Annotated in this window: 17 protein-coding genes; 13 read left to right on the forward strand and 4 right to left on the reverse strand. The window is 64.9% G+C overall.

Annotated elements, in window-relative coordinates; translation table 11 throughout:
• Positions 1-54: 54 nt before the first annotated feature.
• Positions 55-987: a cation diffusion facilitator family transporter gene (locus ABI546_RS11865; protein WP_348046787.1), complete on the reverse strand. Its 933-nt coding sequence runs from the start codon at positions 985-987 to the stop codon at positions 55-57.
• 58 nt (positions 988-1,045) lie between these two features.
• Here ABI546_RS11865 and ABI546_RS11870 point away from each other — a divergent pair, with 58 nt between their 5' ends.
• Both ABI546_RS11870 and ABI546_RS11875 read left to right on the forward strand, forming a co-directional pair.
• A complete protein-coding gene (locus tag ABI546_RS11870) occupies positions 1,046-1,609 on the forward strand; it encodes a FecR domain-containing protein (RefSeq protein WP_348046788.1) in 564 nt (187 codons plus the stop codon).
• Positions 1,606-2,211: an OmpA family protein gene (locus ABI546_RS11875; protein ID WP_348046789.1), complete on the forward strand. Its 606-nt coding sequence runs from the start codon at positions 1,606-1,608 to the stop codon at positions 2,209-2,211. The genes ABI546_RS11870 and ABI546_RS11875 overlap by 4 nt, the downstream gene beginning before the upstream one ends.
• Positions 2,212-2,318: 107 nt before the next feature.
• Here ABI546_RS11875 and tyrS read toward each other — a convergent pair whose 3' ends face one another.
• Complete coding sequence (tyrS, locus tag ABI546_RS11880) at positions 2,319-3,551, reverse strand: tyrosine--tRNA ligase (protein ID WP_348046790.1); 1,233 nt, start codon at positions 3,549-3,551, stop codon at positions 2,319-2,321.
• A 225-nt stretch (positions 3,552-3,776) separates the two neighbouring features.
• On the opposite strand from tyrS, the gene ABI546_RS11885 reads away from it, so the two are divergent.
• Together ABI546_RS11885 and ABI546_RS11890 are read left to right on the forward strand one after the other, a co-directional pair.
• Positions 3,777-5,141: a M23 family metallopeptidase gene (locus ABI546_RS11885; RefSeq protein ID WP_348046791.1), complete on the forward strand. Its 1,365-nt coding sequence runs from the start codon at positions 3,777-3,779 to the stop codon at positions 5,139-5,141.
• Between the two features lie 125 nt (positions 5,142-5,266).
• A complete protein-coding gene (locus ABI546_RS11890; RefSeq protein ID WP_348046792.1) occupies positions 5,267-6,403 on the forward strand; it encodes an anhydro-N-acetylmuramic acid kinase in 1,137 nt (378 codons plus the stop codon).
• Between the two features lie 230 nt (positions 6,404-6,633).
• On the opposite strand, the gene ABI546_RS11895 is transcribed toward ABI546_RS11890, so the two are convergent.
• Positions 6,634-8,763, reverse strand: coding sequence for a transglycosylase SLT domain-containing protein (locus tag ABI546_RS11895; protein WP_348046793.1), 2,130 nt, complete (start codon positions 8,761-8,763; stop codon positions 6,634-6,636).
• A gap of 9 nt (positions 8,764-8,772) precedes the next feature.
• On the opposite strand from ABI546_RS11895, the gene ABI546_RS11900 reads away from it, so the two are divergent.
• Complete coding sequence (locus ABI546_RS11900; RefSeq protein WP_348046794.1) at positions 8,773-9,411, forward strand: 5-formyltetrahydrofolate cyclo-ligase; 639 nt, start codon at positions 8,773-8,775, stop codon at positions 9,409-9,411.
• A 91-nt stretch (positions 9,412-9,502) separates the two neighbouring features.
• On the opposite strand, the gene ABI546_RS11905 is transcribed toward ABI546_RS11900, so the two are convergent.
• On the reverse strand, positions 9,503-9,892 hold the full coding sequence (locus ABI546_RS11905; RefSeq protein ID WP_348046795.1) for a RidA family protein: 390 nt from the start codon (positions 9,890-9,892) through the stop codon (positions 9,503-9,505).
• Positions 9,893-10,040: 148 nt separating this feature from the next.
• On the opposite strand from ABI546_RS11905, the gene ABI546_RS11910 reads away from it, so the two are divergent.
• The 8 genes from ABI546_RS11910 to ABI546_RS11945 all read left to right on the forward strand — a co-directional run bounded on the left by ABI546_RS11910 (position 10,041) and on the right by ABI546_RS11945 (position 19,329).
• Entirely contained in the window at positions 10,041-11,597 is a 1,557-nt protein-coding gene (locus tag ABI546_RS11910; protein WP_348046796.1) for an ABC transporter substrate-binding protein, read from the forward strand.
• Positions 11,598-11,794: 197 nt separating this feature from the next.
• A complete protein-coding gene (locus ABI546_RS11915) occupies positions 11,795-12,736 on the forward strand; it encodes an ABC transporter permease (RefSeq protein ID WP_348046797.1) in 942 nt (313 codons plus the stop codon).
• 102 nt (positions 12,737-12,838) lie between these two features.
• On the forward strand, positions 12,839-13,678 hold the full coding sequence (locus ABI546_RS11920) for an ABC transporter permease (RefSeq protein WP_348046798.1): 840 nt from the start codon (positions 12,839-12,841) through the stop codon (positions 13,676-13,678).
• The gene (locus ABI546_RS11925) at positions 13,675-14,682 is read left to right on the forward strand and encodes an ABC transporter ATP-binding protein (RefSeq protein WP_348046799.1); all 1,008 of its coding nucleotides are present in this window, start codon (positions 13,675-13,677) and stop codon (positions 14,680-14,682) included. The genes ABI546_RS11920 and ABI546_RS11925 overlap by 4 nt, the downstream gene beginning before the upstream one ends.
• Positions 14,679-15,668: an oligopeptide/dipeptide ABC transporter ATP-binding protein gene (locus ABI546_RS11930; RefSeq protein ID WP_348046800.1), complete on the forward strand. Its 990-nt coding sequence runs from the start codon at positions 14,679-14,681 to the stop codon at positions 15,666-15,668. The genes ABI546_RS11925 and ABI546_RS11930 overlap by 4 nt, the downstream gene beginning before the upstream one ends.
• Positions 15,665-16,948, forward strand: a complete 1,284-nt coding sequence (locus tag ABI546_RS11935; protein ID WP_348046801.1) for an amino acid deaminase — start codon at positions 15,665-15,667, stop codon at positions 16,946-16,948. Before ABI546_RS11930 ends, ABI546_RS11935 begins: the two co-directional genes overlap by 4 nt.
• A complete protein-coding gene (locus ABI546_RS11940) occupies positions 16,949-17,860 on the forward strand; it encodes a MurR/RpiR family transcriptional regulator (RefSeq protein ID WP_348046802.1) in 912 nt (303 codons plus the stop codon).
• A complete protein-coding gene (locus ABI546_RS11945; protein WP_348046803.1) occupies positions 17,857-19,329 on the forward strand; it encodes a D-aminoacylase in 1,473 nt (490 codons plus the stop codon). The genes ABI546_RS11940 and ABI546_RS11945 overlap by 4 nt, the downstream gene beginning before the upstream one ends.
• Positions 19,330-19,419 lie beyond the last annotated feature (90 nt).

Below are 19,419 nucleotides of genomic sequence, written 5' to 3' on the forward strand. Positions count from 1 at the left end.
CTGGATGAAAGGCAGGGAAAATTATCGACGGGGGCGACGTCACGGAGAAAGCCATCAGGTCAGGCCATCCCCATCATCGAAGTGGGCTTCCACATTGCTGGGCAGTATCTGGATGCTGACGCGCAGGCCCGGCACTGCGCCCATCAGGGCCTGCTCCACGCTGTTGCGCAAGGCCGCGGCCCGGCCCAGGGTCCAGCGCTCAGGCATGTGCATGTGCAAGTCGGCAAAGCGCCGCTGGCCCGAACGCCGCGTGATCAGGTGATCAAAGCGGATGGCGGGGCGCGCAAAGCCCTCCAGCGTGCGGTGAATAGCCTCCAGCACGTCGGGCTCCACGGCTTCGTCCATCAGGCCTTGCGAGGAGCGCCACACCAGCTGGCTGCCCTCCCACAGGATGTTGAGGGCGACGCCGATCGCCACCACGGCGTCCAGCCACAGCCAGCCCGTCCAGATCACACCGCCAATGCCGACAACCACGCCGGCAGACGTCCACACGTCGGTGACCAGGTGTCTGGCGTCGGCCTCCAGCGCGATGGATCGGTGCACCCGGGCCGAGCGGAACATGACCCAGGCCAGCACCCCGTTGAGCGCCGAGCTGCCAACCGACAGCAGCAGGCCCCAGCCCAGCTGCTGCAGCGGTTGTGGATTCATCATGCGGTGGACGGACGCCCAGATGATCGCGACCCCGGCGCCCACAATCAGCGCGCCCTCAAAACCCGAGGAAAAATACTCGGCCTTGTGGTGACCGTACGGATGATCTTCATCGGCCGGGCGCTGCGCAATCGTGACCATGGCCAGCCCGAAAAGCGCGCTGGCCAGATTGACGAATGATTCCATCGCGTCCGACAGCAAGCCCACCGAGTCCGTGATGTACCAAGCCGTCGTCTTCAGGGCAATGGTGGCCGCGGCCACCGCCACGGAAGCGCGCAACAGCCGTTGTGGTGTGAGGGACTGCCAGCCGGGGAAATTCATTTGCGAATTGTGGGCCATGGCGGGCCCCGAAGGAGGGCATTGGGGCAATGGGATAATCCGGCCAAAAGGGGAAGACATGAATTGTTACAAGTTGGCATCCTGGGCTTTGTTGCTTGCCGCGACGCAAGCCGGCGCGCAGACTCCGCCGGAACCCGGCGCTACTGCGCAGGCCGCCCCGGCAACTGCACCGGCACCCGGTGCCGAAACATTGGCCGTCTCCCCGACTGTTGCGCTGCCCCCACCACCGCCCACGCCAACGCAGGCCGGTTTTCTGAAAACCCTGCGAGGCGATGTGAAGGTGCTGGAAGCCGCCGGTACGACCCGGCCGGCAAAGGCCGGCGAACCCGTGTTGCCCACCGGCCGTATCGTGACGGGGCCCGATTCTGCCGCCAGCCTGGTGCTGCGCGATGGCACGACCGTGGTGGTCGGACCCGCCTCGCAAATTGATTTCAAGAACTTCAGCTTTGATGCGACCACCCAGGAGGGCGGCCTGCTGATTTCGCTGCTGCAGGGCTCTTTGCGCATGATGAGCGGCCTGGTCGGCAAGGCGCATCCCCAGACGGTGCGTATCGAAACCAAGACCGCGCTCATCGGCGTTCGCGGTACCGATTTCATCGTGCAGGCGGATCCACAGCCATGAAAACCCATCGCCTTTTGTCTCTTTTTGCCCTCGCCCTGCTGCTGGCCGGATGCTCCACCGGCACCCGCGTGATCTTGCTGCCCCAGGAAGACGGCACCCCGTCGGCCGTGGTGGTGCGCGCCCGTGAGGGCGGCGGCGAAGCCGTGCTGTCCGTGCCTTTTCAGCGCGCCATTGCAGCCCAAGGTGCGGGCGGCACGCCCAAGGTGGACCAGGCAGACCCGGCCAAGGTGCGCGCCGAAAATGCCACGCTGTTCGACATGGCGCCGCCCAAACCCAGGCGTTACACGGTGTACTTTGACGCGGGCGGTGTTGTGCTGACGCCCGAAACGCAAAAAATCATGGACGACGTGCTGGCCGATGCGCTGGCCCGAAGCGGCGGCGACATCGTGATCACCGGCCACACCGACACCATCGGCACCGGCGCCAGCAACGATGTGCTGTCGGCCCAACGGGCACAGCAAGTGCGTCAGATGCTGGTGGAGCGCCAGTTTCCGGCCGAGCGCATCGAAGCGGCTGGGCGCGGTGAGCGCGACCTGGCCGTACCGACCGCTGACGAAGTGGACGAGCCGCGCAACCGCCGCGTGGCCATTGAGGTTCGCTAATATTTGAGAGAAATAGCCGCTTTGCCCAATAGGGGCAGGCGCAAGCAGCTATAAAAACAATAGCATCAAGCCTCTGTGCCGAGGGCCCAGAAGCGCTGGGGCGCAGCTCAGGCCAAGGTGACTTTGGCGAACTTGCGCTTGCCCACCTGCAGCACGTAGGTGCCGGCCGCCAGCTTGAGCGCTTTGTCGCTCACCACGCTGGAATCCACCCGTACCCCGCCGCCGTCGATCAGGCGGGTCGCTTCGCTGCCTGAAGGCGCCAGGCCCGCGGCCTTGAGCAGCGCGCCAATGCCCATGGGCGCACCCGACAGCGACACCTCGGGAATCTCGTCGGGCACGCCGCCCTTGCTGCGGTTGATGAAGTCCTGCTCGGCGGCGTCGGCCGCGGCGGTCGAATGAAAGCGCGCGGTGATTTCCTTGGCCAGCGCGACCTTGGCGTCCTTGGGGTTGCGCCCGCCTTCCACCTTAGCCTTCAGCGCCGCGATGTCGGCTTCGCTCTTGAACGACAGCAGGGTGTACCACTTCCACATCAGCACGTCGGAGATCGACAGCACCTTGGCGAACATGGTGTTGGCGTCTTCGCTGATACCGATGTAGTTGTTCTTGCTTTTCGACATCTTCTCGATGCCGTCCAGCCCCTCCAGCAGCGGCATTGTCAATATGCACTGCGGCTGCTGGCCGTACTCCTGCTGCAGGTGGCGGCCCATCAGCAGGTTGAATTTCTGGTCGGTGCCGCCGAGCTCGAGATCGCTGCGCAGCGCCACCGAGTCGTAGCCCTGCATCAGCGGGTACAAAAACTCATGCACGCTGATCGGTGTGCCGGCCTTGAAGCGGTCGTTGAAGTCGTTGCGCTCCATCATGCGGGCCACGGTGTAGTGCGAGGCCAGCTTGATCATGCCGGTGGCGCCCAGCGGCTCGCTCCACTCGCTGTTGTAGCGGAGTTCGGTTTTGGCCGGGTCGAGGATCTTGTCGGCCTGGGCGCGGTAAGTCTCGGCATTGACCTTGATCTGCTCGGGCGTGAGCGGCGGGCGCGTGGTGTTGCGGCCGGACGGGTCGCCGATCAGACTGGTGAAGTCGCCTATCAAAAAAATGACTGTATGGCCCAGATCCTGGAGCTGACGCATTTTGTTCAGCACCACGGTGTGGCCGACATGAATGTCAGGCGCCGTGGGGTCCAGCCCCAGCTTGATGCGCAGCGGCACGCCCGTGGCCTCCGATTTGGCGAGTTTTTGTATCCATTCGTGTTGCGGGATCAGCTCATCGCAGCCGCGCAGGGACACAGCCAAGGCCGCCTGAACGCGGTCGGTGACGGGGTATTTTGTAACAAGCTCTTGATTCATAAGGGTTTTTCACATGTCGGGGAATTGTCCGACAGATATACTGGCGGCTCTCCTGCATCAGGCGGCCCATTTTAGTTGGCCTGCAACTTGCTGATCAGGACACTACCGCTCTGGATGATGCGGCCAGGCCTCCAAAGCAGGGGCCAGCCGCCGAAGTCATCCATGTTTTATACAGCAGTCCGGCACTTTCAAAGCGCCCGATGCACTTTAGTTGGGATTTTTGCTTTGCCCCTGCCAGACCCCACCCAGATTCTGCTTCCGATCGCCGACAGCCTGCGTCGCCACCCCAAACGAGTCGCCGCCACCCTTGCCGCATTGCTGCTGGGTACGGGCGTCACCGCGTTCGGCGTTGCGCCCCTGGCGCCCGATGCGGCCAACCTGCCGGTTCGCCAAATTCTGGAGGCGGTGGAGTCGCTGCCCACCCAAGTCCAGACCGACTCCCTGAGCGATTTCCGCTTCAAGCTGTTTCGCACGGAAAGCACCCGCAGCAGCGACACCGCCGACACCCTGCTCAAACGCCTGAACATCGACGACAGCGTTGCCGCCGCCTTTTTGCGCACTGACGCGAATGCGCGCACCCTTCTTGCAGGACGCGCAGGCAAAAACGTCACCGCCGAAGCCAGCGACAGCCAGCAGCTGCTCAAGCTCAGCATGCGCTGGCCGACCGATGACGAAACCATGTTCAAGCGCCTCGTGGTTGAGCGCGGCGCCTCGGGTTTCACCTCCCGCATCGAGACCGCCCCCTATGTAGCCACCGCACGCCTGTCCAGCGGCAGCATCCAGACTTCGCTGTTCGCCGCGACTGACGACGCCCGTATCCCCGACGCTGTCGCAGTACAAATGGCCGAAATGTTCTCCAGCGACATCGACTTCCGCCGCGCGCTGCGCAAGGGCGACCGCTTCAATGTGGTGTATGAAAGCCTCGAAGCCGACGGCGAGACGCTGCGCACAGGACGTGTGCTGTCGGCCGAATTCGTCAACGCCGGCAAGGCCTTCCAGGCCATGTGGTTCCAGCCTCCGGGCGTGGACGCCACGGGCGCTGCCAACAAGGGCGGCTACTACACACTCGACGGCCAGAGTCTGCGCCGCGCCTACCTGAGCTCGCCGGTCGAGTTCTCGCGCATCAGCAGCGGCTTTTCGATGCGCTTTCACCCCATCCTGCAAAAATGGCGCGCCCATCTGGGCACTGACTTTGCGTCACCCACCGGCACCCCCGCACGTACCGTGGGCGACGGCGTGGTGGAGTTTTCAGGCGTGCAAAACGGCTACGGCAACGTGGTGTTCGTCAGGCACCGCAACGGGCATGAAACCGTGTATGCCCACCTGAGCAAACTCATGGTGCAAAAAGGCCAGAACGTCAGCCAGGGCCAGACCATTGGCCTCGTCGGCAGCACCGGCTGGGCCACCGGCCCGCACCTGCATTTCGAGTTCCGCGTCAACGGCACCCAACAGGATCCGATGACGATCGCCAAGCAAAGCGAGACCATTCCTGTGTCCGCGGCTGCCATGCTGGTGTTCAAGCAACTCGCAGTGGGTGTGCGGACGCAGTTGCTGGCAGCTGCGACCATCACCCAGACCCGCGCTGAATAACTGGGCCCCCACGGTCGCTCACTGCGTGTAGCTCCCTGCCCCCCGAGGGGGCCGCTGCGCCTGCGGCCTGGCAAAGCCAGTTCCGCGGCCCCTGCTGGATGGAGCCCACTGCTGCAAAATAGGCTATGCCCGATTACTACATTGGCCTGATGTCAGGCACCTCGCTCGACGGCGCCGATGGTGTGCTGGTCGATTTTTCAGGCGAAAAACTGCGCGTCCTTGCCGCTGCGACGGAATCCTTTGACGGGGTCTTCCGTGCCGAGCTGCTGGCGCTGAATTCGCCCACGCACAACGAGCTGCACCGTGCAGCCGTTGCCGCCAACCATATTGCGGCGGCGTATGCCAGAGTTGTGGATGCGCTGCTTGGACAGGCTGCGGCGCAAGGCATTGCCGCCCCGCAAGTTCGCGCCATCGGTGCGCACGGCCAGACGGTACGGCACCAGCCTCAAAGAACGTCCGATGAGCCCGCTGGCGCAGGCTACACACTCCAGCTCAACAACCCGGCGTTGCTGGCAGAACTCACAGGCATTGACGTGGTGGCTGATTTCCGCAGCCGCGATGTGGCAGCCGGCGGCCAGGGCGCGCCGTTGGTGCCGGCTTTTCACCAAGGGGTGTTTGGCAGCCAGGATGCCACGGTGTGCGTGCTCAACCTGGGGGGGATTTCCAACCTCAGCGTTTTGCCGCATGAGGCTTCGTCGCTGGTGCTGGGCTTTGACTGTGGCCCAGGCAATGCGCTGATGGATGCCTGGTGTCAACAGCACACCGGGCAGCCTTATGACGCCGGCGGCGCGTGGGCTGCCAGCGGCAAGCTGCTGCCTGAACTGCTGGCCAGCCTGCTTGATGAACCTTACTTCTCGCAACCCATTCCCAAAAGCACCGGCCGCGACCTGTTCAGCCTCGAGTGGCTGGCCAGCAAGCTCGAGCCCTTCGCAGCGGCGCAGCCCGAAGATGTTCAGAATACCTTGACCGAATTCACCGCCAGCGCTTGTGTGGATAGCGTGACGCGCTATGGAAAAGAGAGCGCGTCACTCATTGTGTGCGGTGGTGGCGCTTTCAATGCCCACCTGCTGGCTCGCCTGCAGGTGGGCTTGCCCCATGTGCGCGTCAGCACCTCAGACGCGCACGGCTTGCCGCCGCTGCAGGTCGAGGCCGCGGCCTTTGCCTGGCTGGCACAACAAATGGTGTTGCGCAGGCCTGGCAATGTGCCGAGCGTGACGGGTGCTCAGGGATTGCGGGTGCTGGGGGCGGTCTATCCTGCTTAGATGAGATGAGGTTGATCTTCTGGTGTTGGGATGGGTTTGGTTGAGGCCTGGGTTGTTGTACTTTTGCGCTTTTTTTCTGAGGGTTGCTGGCCGGGCAACCCCCGGCCAGCAGCTCCTAGACGAGAGCGCTCAGACCGGAGCAAGAACCGCCTTTCCACACGAACCCAATCCGAACACCAGGAGCCGTCGCTATCAATTCAATAGCCAGCCGCGCTCGGTCAAAAATAAATTCAAGGCAAATCCTTGTACGGCTCCGGCTGCGCCGCATCCCGCGGCCCCACAGTGCCAAGCCGGGCTTTCAGCGACTGCGGTTGCCCCGTCAAAATGGCCGCGTAGTTGGTGGTGTTGGACAGCACTTTTTTTACGTAATCGCGCGTTTCGCTGAAGGGCACGTTCTCGGCCCAGATGGCGGCGTCCAGCACGGGGCCGTTGCGCCAGGTGCGCGGGCGCCCGGGGCCGGCGTTGTAGGCGGCGGCGGCCATGGGCATGGAGCCGTTCAGGTCGTCGAGCGCGAGCTTGAGGTAGGCGGTGCCGATGGCGATGTTGGTGTCGCGGTCGTTGAGCTGGTCTTGCGTGAACCCCTCGAGGCCGATTTTCTTGGCGGTCCACCGGGCCGTGGCGGGCATGACCTGCATCAGGCCAGATGCGCCCACGCCGGAGCGGGCGTCCATGATGAAGCGGCTTTCCTGGCGGATCAGCCCATACACGTAGGCCGGATCCAGGTTGATGGACTGGCCGCGTTTGGTCACTGTTTCGCGAAACGGCATCGGAAAGCGCTGCTCGAAGTCGATTTCGCCCTTGGTGCGTTCGCTGGTGTTGATGCAGCGGTCCCAGATCTGGCGGTCACAGGCGAACTGCGCGGCGGCCAGCAGCTCGCGGTCGCTCATCCCGCCGCGCTTGTGCAGGTTGGTGGTGTAGTTCCACTCGCGCGTGCCTTCGGGACGAAGGCCGATCGCGATCGCGTAGGCGGCACGGTTCAGGCCCGGGTTCAGCCGTGCGGCCTCTTTTTCTTCAGGTGCCAGCGCTGCGGGCCTGGCCGGCACGGTGATCTTCTGGCCCAGCTCTTCCAGGGCGAGCTGTTCGTAAAAACCGCGCACGGACGCAAAGGACTGCATCAGGGCCAGCGCTTCGGCGCGCTGTGGCGAGATGGTGATGCCGGTGCTGATGGTCTGGGTCACGCCGGGCGTGGTGGCCACCACTACGGGCGTTTTGGGTGCGGCGTCAGGCGGTGCGGTGGCCAGCAGGGCACGCGCTTTCCAGTAGCTCCAGGTAGGTTCTTTGCGCGTTTCCTCGCTCATGGCATTGACCGCAGCCAGCACCAGCGGCCAGTTGGGCTGCGTGCCGGCACGCAGGGCCGACCGCGCTTTCCAGGCCAGCATGTCGTCGGTGAGGTCGGAGTCCTTGGTGACCTTGGCAAAGTACTGCAGTGCATCGCCCGCGGGCACGGTGCCCAGGCGGGTCGCGGCCTGCCGGCCGATGGCGCCCCAGACCCAGTTGCGCTCTTCGGTATTGAGCTGCATGCCCCACTTGTTTTCCAGCTGGAAGGCCGCGCCTTCGGTGTCGGAAATCGCCAGCTTGATCAACGCCAGCGTGATGATTTCGCGGCGTGCCTTGCTGATCGCCAGGTGCTTGCCGGCCAGGAATTTGATGGGGCTGGCGTTGAGGTCGTTGACCATGCCCACGGCGTCCGGCGCCACGATCTGCACGGCAGCGGTGGCCGCTCGCGGCCGGTTGGCTTCGGTGGCAAGTCGGGCTTTGACCCAGGCGTCCTGCGGCGTGAGGATTTTGGTGTTCACCAGCCGTTCGGCGGCGGCGTTGCAGCCGTCGTCGGCCTCGCGCTGTGCGTACCAGTTTTTCTTCACTTCGTCGGCCAGGCGCGCATCAGCCACCGGATTCCTGAGGTTCTCGACCAGCAACGCATAGCAACGAACTTCCTTGTCGTCGTTCATGCGGTAGTTGGGGTATTCAGCGGCAAAGCCGGCCCAGTCGCGGCGTTGACCCAGCAGCAGCAGCCAGTCGTTGCGCAGGCGGTCTTCCTGGTAGGTGCCGGCGTAACGGCCGAAAAAATCCTGTACTTCTTGCGCGGAAGCCTCACCGAGGCGGGCCTTGAGCTCCCAGTAAGCCGCCCAGGGCTCCAGTGCGTGTCCGCGGGCCTGGGGCAGCAACTGCGCCATACGGGCCTTGTCACCGCGTTTGAAGGCCTTGTTCATCTCCACGATCACGTTGTCGGCTGCACTGGCACTCGCGGGAATGGCGGTTTGGGCAGTTGCCGGGACGAGCAGCGTCAGGCAGGCAATTGCGGAAAAAATGGGAGGCAGGGCGGCCGCACGTACCGGGCCGTTAAGAAATTTGTATAGCATCGGGTCATTATGGACAAATTAAGCACTCGCAAGGCGCTGGTTGAGGCGCGACTGAACATGCCTGACCGCCTGGAGCGGGCCGACCTGCTGCAGCGTGTGATGCGCATCTGGCTGGTAGGTTCCACGCACGAGGTGATTGGCGCCTACTGGCCCATCAAGGGAGAGTTTGACCCGCTGCCCGCGCTGTACCGCTGGCAGGAAGATGCCATTTTGAGCCAGAATTCTTCATCCAATCCGGCGCTAGACCAAGTGGAGCAAGCGCAACTAGCTACTGAAAGCATAGCGGGGCGGTCTCCCCGCAAGATTGGCCTGCCGGTGGTCAACAAGCTGCACAAGACCCTGACCTTTCATGCCTGGTACCCCGGCTGCCCCATGGAGGAAGACGCCTATGGCATCCCCAAGCCCAAAGACACCGAGGTGATTGTTCCGACCCTGCTGTTCGTGCCCTGCGTGGGTTACGGGCCTGGCGGCTACCGGCTCGGCTATGGCGGCGGGTTTTATGACCGTACGCTCGCCACCTTGCAACCGCGACCATTCACGGTGGGGCTGGGCTACACCCACGGCTGGTTGCCCGACATGGAGCCTGAGCCGCACGACATTCCGCTGGATGCCATCCTCAATGACAAGGGTGTGGTCTGGCCGGTTTGACGTGTTGAGGCCCCAAGAGGTTGCCACCAGCAAGCCATCGTGTTCAGGCCTGCGGTTCAGCGCCAGGTCGGGGTGAATGGCTGAAGGCGGCTCAAGCCTTGGGCTTGTACGCCACCACATCGATTTCAACCCGCGCATCCACCATCAGGCGCGCTTCGGTCGTGGAGCGAGCCGGTTTTCCGCCCGTGAAATAGCTCATGTAGACACGGTTGAAGCTGCCGAAATCCCGCGCGTCCTGCAGCCACACGGTTGTCTTGCAGACGTCGTCCAGCGTGCAGCCGGCCAGCGCCAGCGCGGCCTGGATGTTTTTCATCACCTGGCGCGTCTGCACCTCAATGCCGCCCTGCACGATTTCACCTTTTTCGTCGCCCGGCACCTGGCCTGACACGTAGACAAAATCTCCGGCGCGCACCGCCGGAGAAAACGGGCGGGGCTGGTGGTCGGACGCCAGCGGAGGGTTTCCCAAATATTCCAAAGGCATAAAAAAACTCCTTTTAAAGTTTCGGTTTAACAAGAAATGAAATATATTTTCAGAATTCAGTCGAAATATTCGGGTTTATCCTGAAAATGACTGTTTATAGATCAATTATTCTTCAGTTTTGAAATTTAACTTCAACCAGGAGTTGTCCATGATCCGTGGAATCCGCATGCATCGCCGTACCGCCCTCTCTTCCCTGCTGGCCCTGGGCGCGGCCGGCGCGGGCTTCGGTCCGGCCGCCGCTCAAGGGGGCAAGTCGGCCTTGAACCTGGCCATGGTGGCTGAGCCGCCGACGCTGGACATTCAGTCGACCCCGGCCGACCTGGTCTGCATCATCATGCAGCATGTCTACGAGCCGCTGTTCACCTTCGACGCCAAGGCGGCGCTGGTGCCCATGCTGGCCGAGGCGATGCCCAAGATCTCGGCGGACGGCAAGCTCTACAGCATCGCACTGCGCAAAGGCGTGATGCTGCACAGCGGCCGCGAGCTCAACGCCGACGACGTGGTGGCCAGCCTCAAGCGCTGGATGGAGGTCTCGCCGCGTGGCAAGTCGGTGGCGGCACAGGTGGCGGATCTTTCAGCCAAAGGCCCGCTCAACGTGGAGATCAGCCTGAAGAGCGCCTACGCGCCGCTGCTCTCGCAACTGGCCATGGCCTCGGGCATGGCGGCCATCATGGCCAAGGAGTCGCTGGCCCAGCCGTTGCGCGAATACGTGGGCACCGGACCTTACAAGTTCAAGGAACGCAAGCCCGACCAGTACGTGCTGCTCACCCGCTTTGACGGCTACGTGTCGCGCAGCGAAGCTGCCAGCGGCTATGGCGGCAAGCGCGTGGCCACGGTGGAGGAGCTGCGCTTTGTGCCGGTGCCCAATGCCAACACCCGGGTAGAAGGCGCGCTGGCCGGCCAGTTCCACTATGCCGACCTGCTGCCGATCGAAGCTCTGCCGCGCCTGGAAAAAGCCGGCGGCAAGGTGGTGCCTATCATGACGCCTTCCTTCGGCTTCCCCTACCTTGTATTCAACACGAAAGAAGGCTCGTTGGCACATCAGGCGGTGCGCAAGGCGGTGCAGGCCGCGCTGGGCGAAGGCGAGATGCTGGCAGCGGGTTTTGGCGACACGCGATTTTTCATCGCCGAAGGCAACCACTTCCCAAAGGGCACGCCTTTCTATTCGACCGCCGGCACTGCCGCCTATAACGAGCGCGACGCGAAGAAGGCCAAGAGCCTGGCCGAACAGGCCGGCTACAAGGGCGAGCCGGTGCGCATCCTGACCAGCCGCCAGTACGACTTTCACTACAACATGGCGCTCATCATGGCCGAACAGCTCAAGCGCGCTGGCTTCAAGGCCGAGCTGAACGTGGTCGAGTGGGCAACGCTGCTGCAGCGCCGCGCCGACCCCAAGCTGTGGGACATCTACATCACCCATTCCGGTTTGTTCCCCGAGCCCATGCTCTCGCCGCCGCAGCTGGGCGACGGCGCGCCGGGCTGGTGGAGTTCACCGGCCAAGGCCCAGGCGCTGACCGCGCTGAACCAGGAGTCCAACCCGGCCAAGCGGGGTGCGCTGTGGGGCAAGGTACAACAGGTGGTCTACGACGAGGTGCCCTACATCCAGGTCGGTAAATTCGCCAGCCTGTCGGCCCGCGCACCGGCGCTGCAGGGTTACACGCCCTACACCTATCCGTTCTTCTGGAACACCAGCCTAAAGAGTTGAGCCCCCACGCTTTTCACTTCGCCTTCGGCTTCGTGTAATACGCTGCCCCCCGAGGGGGCCGCCCGCCTGCGGCCCGGCTAAGCCGGTTCCGCGGCTCAGGCTGGCTTTTGGGGCGCCTCGTTTGGAGCGTGTGTGATGTTGATGGGAGCCCTTTGAATGGATAGAGAGATTCCCCCCTTATTTGATAGAACAAGGTCATGACCCGCTATTTGTTATCACGCATCATGGGCATGCTGGTGGTGATGGCCCTGGTGGCAGTCATTGTCTTTGTGCTCACGCGCGCCGCGCCGGGTGACCCGATCGCGGTGCTGCTGGGCGACCAGGCCACGGCCGAAGACATCGCCCGGGTGCAGAAGGTCTACGGCCTGGACAAACCCCTGCCGGTGCAGTTCGGCCTCTGGATTCGCGAGCTGGCCCACGGCAACCTGGGCGAATCGATCTTCCTGCAGCGGCCGGTAACCCAGGCGCTGTGGGAGCGGGCCGAGCCCACCGCCTTGCTGTCGCTGATGGCGATCGCCATCGCCGCGCTGATCGGCCTGCCCTGCGGCATCGTCTCGGCGGTGTTCCGTGGCAGGGCCATCGACCAGGCCTTCACCGGCTTTGCCATGCTGGGCGCGAGCGTGCCCAGCTTCTGGTTCGGTCTGGTGCTGATGCAGATATTCGCGGTCTCGCTGGGCTGGTTTCCGGTCTCGGGTTATGGCGAGCCGGGTGCCTCGCTGGCCGCCCGCATCCATTGCCTGGTGCTGCCGGCCACGGTGCTGGGCGTGCTCAATTCGGCGCTGATCATCCGCTTTACCCGGGCCTCCATGCTGGACGTGCTGGGCGAGGACTATGTGCGCACCGCACGGGCCAAGGGCTTGTCGGAAAACGTGGTGGTGCTCAAGCATGCGCTGCGCAACGCGCTGGTGCCCATCGTCACGGTGCTGGGCCTGACGGCGGCGCTGATGATAGGCGGTGCGGTCGTGACGGAAACCGTGTTCGGACTGCCGGGCGTCGGCAACCTGGTCGTGAGCGCGGTGATCCGGCGCGACTACCCGGTGATCCAGGGCGCGCTGCTGGTGGTGGCGGCGATCTACGTGGTCATCAACTTTGCCATCGACCTGCTCTACACCGTGGTCGACCCACGCGTGAAACTATGACCCACCCCCGAAGCGCCTGCGGCACCTCCCCCTCGAGGGGGCGCCACCAGCGGCCCGGCAAAGCCGGGTCCGCGGTGGTCGCTGGAAAAAGGCCGCTCTGACATGCAATTTCCTCTTGTTCTGCAAAAACTGTTTCGCCGCCGCATCGTGCTGGCTGCTGCCATCGCGCTGGTCGTGGTGGTGCTGGTTTCGCTGTTCGCAGGCCCATTGAGCGGGCTGGACCCGAACGAAACCGCCGTGAGCCAGCGGCTGTCGCAGCCTTCCTCCGCCCATTTTTTCGGCACCGACGAACTGGGCCGCGACTTGTTCGCCCGCATCGCCTTCGGGGGCCGCTATTCGTTGACGATCGCCTTGCTGACGGCGCTGGGGTCGGTGGTTGCCGGCACCCTGTTCGGCCTCGTCGCCGGGTTCTTCCGCCGCCTTGACGCACCGGTGAGCCGGGTGGTGGACGCGATGATGTCCTTCCCCGACATCCTGCTTGCCATCGCGCTGGTCGGCATCCTGGGCCCTTCGATGCTCAACGTGGTGTTGGCCCTGGTGCTGGTCTACACGCCGCGGGTGGCGCGGGTGGTGCGCGCCTCGACGCTGGTGGTGCGTGAGCTGCTGTTCGTGGAGGCGGCGCGCGCTGTGGGTGTGTCCACCGTTCGCATCCTCTGGCGCCATGTGCTGCCCAATCTGATGTCGCCCATCCTGGTGCAGGCTTCCTTCATCTTCGCCTACGCCATCCTGGCCGAGGCGGCGCTCTCGTTTCTGGGCGTTGGCGTGCCGCCCGAAATCCCGACCTGGGGCACCATGGTGGCCGGCAGCCAGCAGTACGCTCACCAGGCGCTGTGGATCGTGCTGTTCCCGGGCCTGGCCATCATTCTGACTGCGCTGTCGCTGCAATTGCTGGGCGACGGCATCCGCGACCTGCTGGATCCGCGCCTGCGGAAATCAATGTGAACCGTCTCGAAGTGCGCCACCTTTCCACCTTCTTCGACACTGACGAAGGCCTGATCCGTTCCGTCGCCGACGTGAGCTTCAACATCCGTGCCGGCAAGACCACGGCCCTGGTCGGCGAATCGGGTTCGGGCAAATCGGTCACCAGCCTGACCCTGATGCGCCTGTTGCCTCGCACGGCCTCCACGCAGGTCAGTGGCCAGGCCCTGTTCGTCAACCGCGCCGGTGAGACGCTGGACCTGCTCACCCTGCCCGAGCCGCGCATGCGCGCCATCCGCGGCAACGAGGTGGCCATGATTTTTCAGGAACCCATGACCAGCCTGAACCCGGTCTTCACCGTCGGTGAGCAGGTCGCCGAATCGCTGCGGCTGCACAAGGGGCTGGACCACGCCGCCGCGTTGGCCCAGGCCCTGCGCATGCTGGAACTGGTGGAGATACCGGCCGCCGCGCAACGCCTGCACGAGTATCCGCACCAGCTTTCCGGCGGCATGCGTCAGCGTGTGATGATCGCGCTGGCCATGGCCTGCGACCCGACGCTGCTGATCGCCGACGAGCCCACCACCGCGCTGGATGTGACCATCCAGGCGCAAATCCTCGCGCTGATGCGCAGGCTGCAGGCCGAGACTGGCATGAGCATCCTGTTCATTACCCACAACCTCGGTGTGGTGGCGCACCATGCCGACGACGTGGCCGTGATGTACGCGGGCCGCATCGTGGAGGCCGCTCCCGTGCACGATCTGTTCGCGCGGCCGCAGCACCCCTACACCCAGGGCCTCCTGGCCTGCCTGCCGGCGCAGCAGCGTGGGCGGGCGCCGGCGCTGGATGGCAAACGCCGGCTCTACGCCATCCGCGGCCAGGTCTCCAGCCCGCTGGCGCCGCCGCCGGGTTGCGCCTTCGAACCCCGTTGCGACAAGGCCATCGCCGCCTGCCGCGATGCCATGCCGGCGTTGCGCAACGACGAGGCCGGCGGCAGCGCCCGCTGCATCCTGGTGCCGGAGGCCGCATGAGTACAGAAACGCCAGCCGCCGCACCCTTGATTGAGGTGCGCCACCTGCAGAAATTCTTCGGCCCCTCCGTGCGGCCCGTGCGCGCTGTGGACGACGTCTCCTTCGTCATCCATTCCGGCGAGACGTTGGGCCTGGTGGGCGAATCGGGCTCGGGCAAGAGCACCATCGGCCGTGCGCTGCTGCGCCTGGTCGACAGTACCGGTGGCACGGTGAGCTACCGCGGCGAGGACCTGGGCGCGGCTTCAGGCAGCCGCATGCGCGCGCTGCGCAGCAAGCTGCAGATGATCTTTCAGGACCCCTATGCCAGCCTGAACCCGAAGATGCGCGTGCGCGACATCCTGGGCGAAGCGCTGCAGGTGCACGGCCTGGCGAAAGGCAAGGAAGCCCGCGCCCGGCGCATTGCCGAGCTGCTGGAACTCGTGGGCCTGCGCGCCGAGCACGCCAATCGTTATCCGCACGAATTTTCGGGCGGCCAGCGCCAGCGCATCGGCGTGGCGCGCGCACTGGCGGTGGAGCCTGAATTCATCGTGGCTGACGAGCCACTGTCTGCGCTGGACGTCTCCATCCAGTCGCAGGTGGTCAATCTGCTGTGCGACCTGCGCGACAGTCTGAAACTGACCATGCTGTTCATCTCGCATGACCTGGATGTGGTGGAATACCTGTGCGACCGGGTGGTCGTGCTGTACCTGGGCCGGGTGATGGAGGTGGCGCCGACGGCCGAGCTCTTTGCACGGCCGCTGCATCCCTATACCCAGGCGCTGCTGGCCGCTTCGCCCAAACCAGACCCCACGCTGAAGATGGTGCATGTGCCCTTGCAAGGCGACATGCCCAGCCCGGTCAATCCGCCTTCGGGCTGCGTGTTTCGCACACGCTGCCCGCACGCCATCGACGCCTGTGCGCAGACGCGGCCAGAGCCGCGCGACATGGGCGGCGGCCGGCTGAAAGCCTGCATCCGCGACGACATCGAATCATTGACGACACCATGACACTGCAAGACATTCTCGACCCCCTGCTCGACGCTTCCTGGAAGGGCTTTCCGCACCACAGCCCGCCGCTGCGCCGCTCGGCCGTCGGCACCCAGGGCTGGAACGTGTTGCGCGGCGACCTGCCTTTGCCGCTGGCCGTGATCCGCCGCGACGCGCTGGCCGGCAACCTGCAATGGATGCAGGATTTTGTGGGCAGCCACGGCGTGAGCCTGGCGCCGCACGGCAAGACCACCATGTCACCGCAGTTGTTCAGGCGCCAGCTCGATGCCGGCGCCTGGGGTCTGACCTTTGCCACCGTGACGCAACTGCGCGCGGGCGTGACGGCCGGTGCGAAGCGCTGCCTGATCGCCAACCAGGTGTTCCAGGCGGTGGACCTGCAGGGCATAGCCGACCTCAAGCGTTCCCATACCGGGCTGAGCGTGGCATTTCTCGTGGATTCGCTGGCGCAGGCGGAGCTCATTGAAGCCTGGTACACGGCGAACCCGCACGCCCAGCCTTTCGACGTGCTGCTGGAGATCGGCGTGGACGGCGGCCGCACCGGCTGCCGCAGCCACGGGCAGGCGCTCGCTCTGGCGCAGCGCCTGCGCGCCTGCAAGGGCACGCGCCTGGTGGGCATCGAATGCTACGAAGGCCTGGGCGCTACCGGCCAGTCGGACGCCGACACCGCCTACGCAAATGCGCTGATGCAGCGCGTGCAGGGCATCGCCAAGGCCTGCGATGAACAGCAGCTGTTCGAGACGCCAGAAATCCTGCTCACGGCCGGTGGCTCCGCCATCTTTGATCTGGTTGCCGAACACCTGAAGATGGAGCTGTCGCGGCCTGTGCTGGGCCTGCTGCGTTCCGGCTGCTACGTAACGCACGACCACGGCACGTACCACCGCTTCATGAATGCCGTGGCCGCGCGCATGGGCTGCGGCCACGGCCTGCACGCGGCGATGGAAGTGTGGGCGGCGGTGCAGTCCTGTCCCGAGCCGGGCGTTGCCATCCTCTCGGTGGGCAAGCGCGACATCTCCTACGACCTGGAGCTTCCCGTGCCCCTGGGCCTGTGCAAGGCAGGCGAGACCGCCATGACGCCGGCACCGGCCGACTGGAAGATCACCGGCCTGAACGACCAACACGCTTACCTGCGCGGCAGCGGGCCGGAACACCAGGCCCTGCGTGTGGGCGACCTGGTCGCGCTGGGCATCTCCCACCCCTGCACCACCTTCGACAAATGGCGCTGGATGCCGGTGGTGGACGAACAAACCAACGTGTGTGACGCCATCGTCACCTGCTTTTAAATGACTCCTCGCGTACTCGAAAAAATTGCCGAAATCATGGACCGCGCGCCGGCCGCGCGACGCACCGTGCTCGCCCTGATCCTGGAAGACCCGCAGCGCGTGCTGGACGAAACCTTCGAAACCCTGGCCCAGCGCGCCAACAGCTCGGTACCCACCATCATGCGCACCTGCCGCGACCTGGGCTATCCCGGACTGCGCGAGTTCAAGCTGGCCCTGGCACAGGAACTCGCCGTGGGCGGCTCGCCGCTGAACCGGCGCGTGCGCATCGACGACGACACCCGCCAGGTGATCGCCAAGGTAACGCGCGGCGCCGCCACGGTGATCAACAGCGTACAGGCCCAGCTTGATGTGGAGGCGGTGCAGTCGGCGGCCGACGCCATCGTTGGGGCTACGCGGGTGGACTGCTACGGCGTCGGCGTCACCTCCAACTTCATGGCGTCGGACTTGCAGGCGCGGCTGTACCGCATGGGCCTGGCCTCCAACAGCTACCTGGATCCGCACCTGCAGCTGATCTCGGCTGCCACCATCGGCCCGCGCGGTGTCGTGATGGCCATCACCTACGTGGGCGGCATGCCTTCGCTGCTGGAGGCGGTGGATGTGGCGCGCTCGCAGGGCGCCACCATCATCGCGCTGACGCAGCCCGGCTCGCAGCTGGCCGCGCTGTCCGACATCGTGCTGGGCGTGGAAGTGGCGCCAGATCCGGTGATGCCGGTGGGCCCCGAGGCCTACCTGGCGCATTTGACGGTGATCGAGATTCTGACGGTGCTGGTGGCGCAGCGCCTGGGCGACAAAGCGGTGAACCGGCTGGCCAACATCCAGCGCACGCTGGAGACGCGCGGCGTGGACATGCACCACCACCCACGGCTGGAGTGGGACGAAGGCGCCAAGCTCACGGTCGGGAAAGTGCGATGACGCGCGCCACTTTGCTGGAAAACGGCTTGCTCGTGAATGGCACCGGCGCGGCCGGTCAACCGGGTGACTTGCTGCTGCTGGGCGACCGGATCGTGGCTGTGGGCCCTGGCCTGCGCCACCGCCTGCCGGATGGTCTGGCGCTCGCTGATGTCCAGGTGTGCGACTGCAGTGGCCTGGTGATCGCGCCCGGCTTCATTGACGTGCACACCCACGACGATGCCATCGTGCTGAATGCCCCCGGCATGTTTCCCAAGCTGTCACAGGGCATCACCACAGTGGTCACCGGCAATTGCGGCCTGTCGGTCGCGCCTTTCGTGGTGGAGGAACCGCAAGGCGCCCTTACCTTGCTGGGCAATTCGTTCAAGTACCCTTCGGTGGATGCCTATGCGCAGGCGGTGGCTGAGGCGCAACCGGCCGTCAATGTGGCGCCGCTGATCGGCCACACCACGCTGCGCTATGCCTGCGTGGGCGACCTCAACCGGCCGGCCACCGTTGATGAAGTGGCCGCCATGTGCGGCCTGCTGGAACAATGCATGGCCCAGGGTGCGATCGGCCTGTCGTCGGGCCTGTTTTATGCCGAAGCCATGCCGGCGCCAGCGGCCGAGGTGACCTCGCTGGCGCGTGTCGTCGCGCGGTACGGCGGCATCTACGCCACCCACATGCGCTCGGAGATGGCCGACATCCTCGAGGCCATGCACGAGGCCGGCGACTGCGCCTTCGAAGCAGGCGTGCCGCTGGTGATTTCGCACCACAAGTGCGCCGGCCCGGCCAACTGGGGCCGCACGCGCGAGACACTGCCGCTGATCGACGCGATGGCGAAGCGCCAGGATATTGCGATGGATGTCTATCCCTACGTGGCTGGCTCGACCGTGCTGCGCGAAGACCTGGTCGACGGCGTGATCGATGTTCTCTTGAGCTGGTCCACCCCCCACCCTGAAATGATGGGTCGCACGCTGGCCTCCATTGCCGAGGAATGGGGCGTGGACCAGAAGGCCGCCTGCCGCCGCCTGCAGCCGGGTGGTGCCTGCTACTTCCAGATGCACGAGGACGACGTCAAACGCGTCATCTCGCATCCGCTCTCCATGATCGGCTCCGACGGGCTGCCGCACGACAAGCATCCGCACCCGCGCCTGTGGGGCGCCTTCCCGCGCGTGCTGGCGCGCTACTGGCGCGAGCAGCAGCTGTTTTCGCTGGAGACTGCGATCCACAAGATGACCGGCCTGTCGGCCCGCAACTTCCGCCTTCATCAGCGCGGCCAGCTGCAGGTCGGCTGGTATGCCGATGTGGTGGTGCTGGACCCGGCCCGCGTGCGCGACGTGGCCACCTACCAAGACCCGATCGCGGTGTCCGAAGGCATCGAGAAAGTGTTTGTGAACGGCGAGCTGGCCTATGTGGCCGGCACCGCCGATGCGGCCAATGCCAGGGGGCAGGCACGTGCCGGGCGGCTGCTGAAGCGCGGCGCAGCCTGAGCTGAGTTTCCGTTCGGGCTGAGCTTGTCGAAGCCGTACGCCGCTCCAACCCTTCGACAGGCTGAGGGCGAACGGATTTTCTGTGCGCCT

The sequence above is a fragment of the Polaromonas sp. genome (assembly GCF_039932935.1).
In the GTDB taxonomy this organism is placed as follows: Bacteria; Pseudomonadota; Gammaproteobacteria; order Burkholderiales; family Burkholderiaceae_C; genus Polaromonas.

Coding starts and splice junctions, on each gene's coding strand:
- ABI546_RS11865 (WP_348046787.1), bottom strand. CDS start 987: ATGGCCCACAATTCGCAAATGAATTTCCCCGGCTGGCAGTCCCTCACA.
- ABI546_RS11870 (WP_348046788.1), top strand. CDS start 1,046: ATGAATTGTTACAAGTTGGCATCCTGGGCTTTGTTGCTTGCCGCGACG.
- ABI546_RS11875 (WP_348046789.1), top strand. CDS start 1,606: ATGAAAACCCATCGCCTTTTGTCTCTTTTTGCCCTCGCCCTGCTGCTG.
- tyrS (WP_348046790.1), bottom strand. CDS start 3,551: ATGAATCAAGAGCTTGTTACAAAATACCCCGTCACCGACCGCGTTCAG.
- ABI546_RS11890 (WP_348046792.1), top strand. CDS start 5,267: ATGCCCGATTACTACATTGGCCTGATGTCAGGCACCTCGCTCGACGGC.
- ABI546_RS11895 (WP_348046793.1), bottom strand. CDS start 8,763: ATGCTATACAAATTTCTTAACGGCCCGGTACGTGCGGCCGCCCTGCCT.
- ABI546_RS11900 (WP_348046794.1), top strand. CDS start 8,773: ATGGACAAATTAAGCACTCGCAAGGCGCTGGTTGAGGCGCGACTGAAC.
- ABI546_RS11905 (WP_348046795.1), bottom strand. CDS start 9,892: ATGCCTTTGGAATATTTGGGAAACCCTCCGCTGGCGTCCGACCACCAG.
- ABI546_RS11910 (WP_348046796.1), top strand. CDS start 10,041: ATGATCCGTGGAATCCGCATGCATCGCCGTACCGCCCTCTCTTCCCTG.
- ABI546_RS11915 (WP_348046797.1), top strand. CDS start 11,795: ATGACCCGCTATTTGTTATCACGCATCATGGGCATGCTGGTGGTGATG.
- ABI546_RS11920 (WP_348046798.1), top strand. CDS start 12,839: ATGCAATTTCCTCTTGTTCTGCAAAAACTGTTTCGCCGCCGCATCGTG.
- ABI546_RS11930 (WP_348046800.1), top strand. CDS start 14,679: ATGAGTACAGAAACGCCAGCCGCCGCACCCTTGATTGAGGTGCGCCAC.
- ABI546_RS11935 (WP_348046801.1), top strand. CDS start 15,665: ATGACACTGCAAGACATTCTCGACCCCCTGCTCGACGCTTCCTGGAAG.
- ABI546_RS11940 (WP_348046802.1), top strand. CDS start 16,949: ATGACTCCTCGCGTACTCGAAAAAATTGCCGAAATCATGGACCGCGCG.
- ABI546_RS11945 (WP_348046803.1), top strand. CDS start 17,857: ATGACGCGCGCCACTTTGCTGGAAAACGGCTTGCTCGTGAATGGCACC.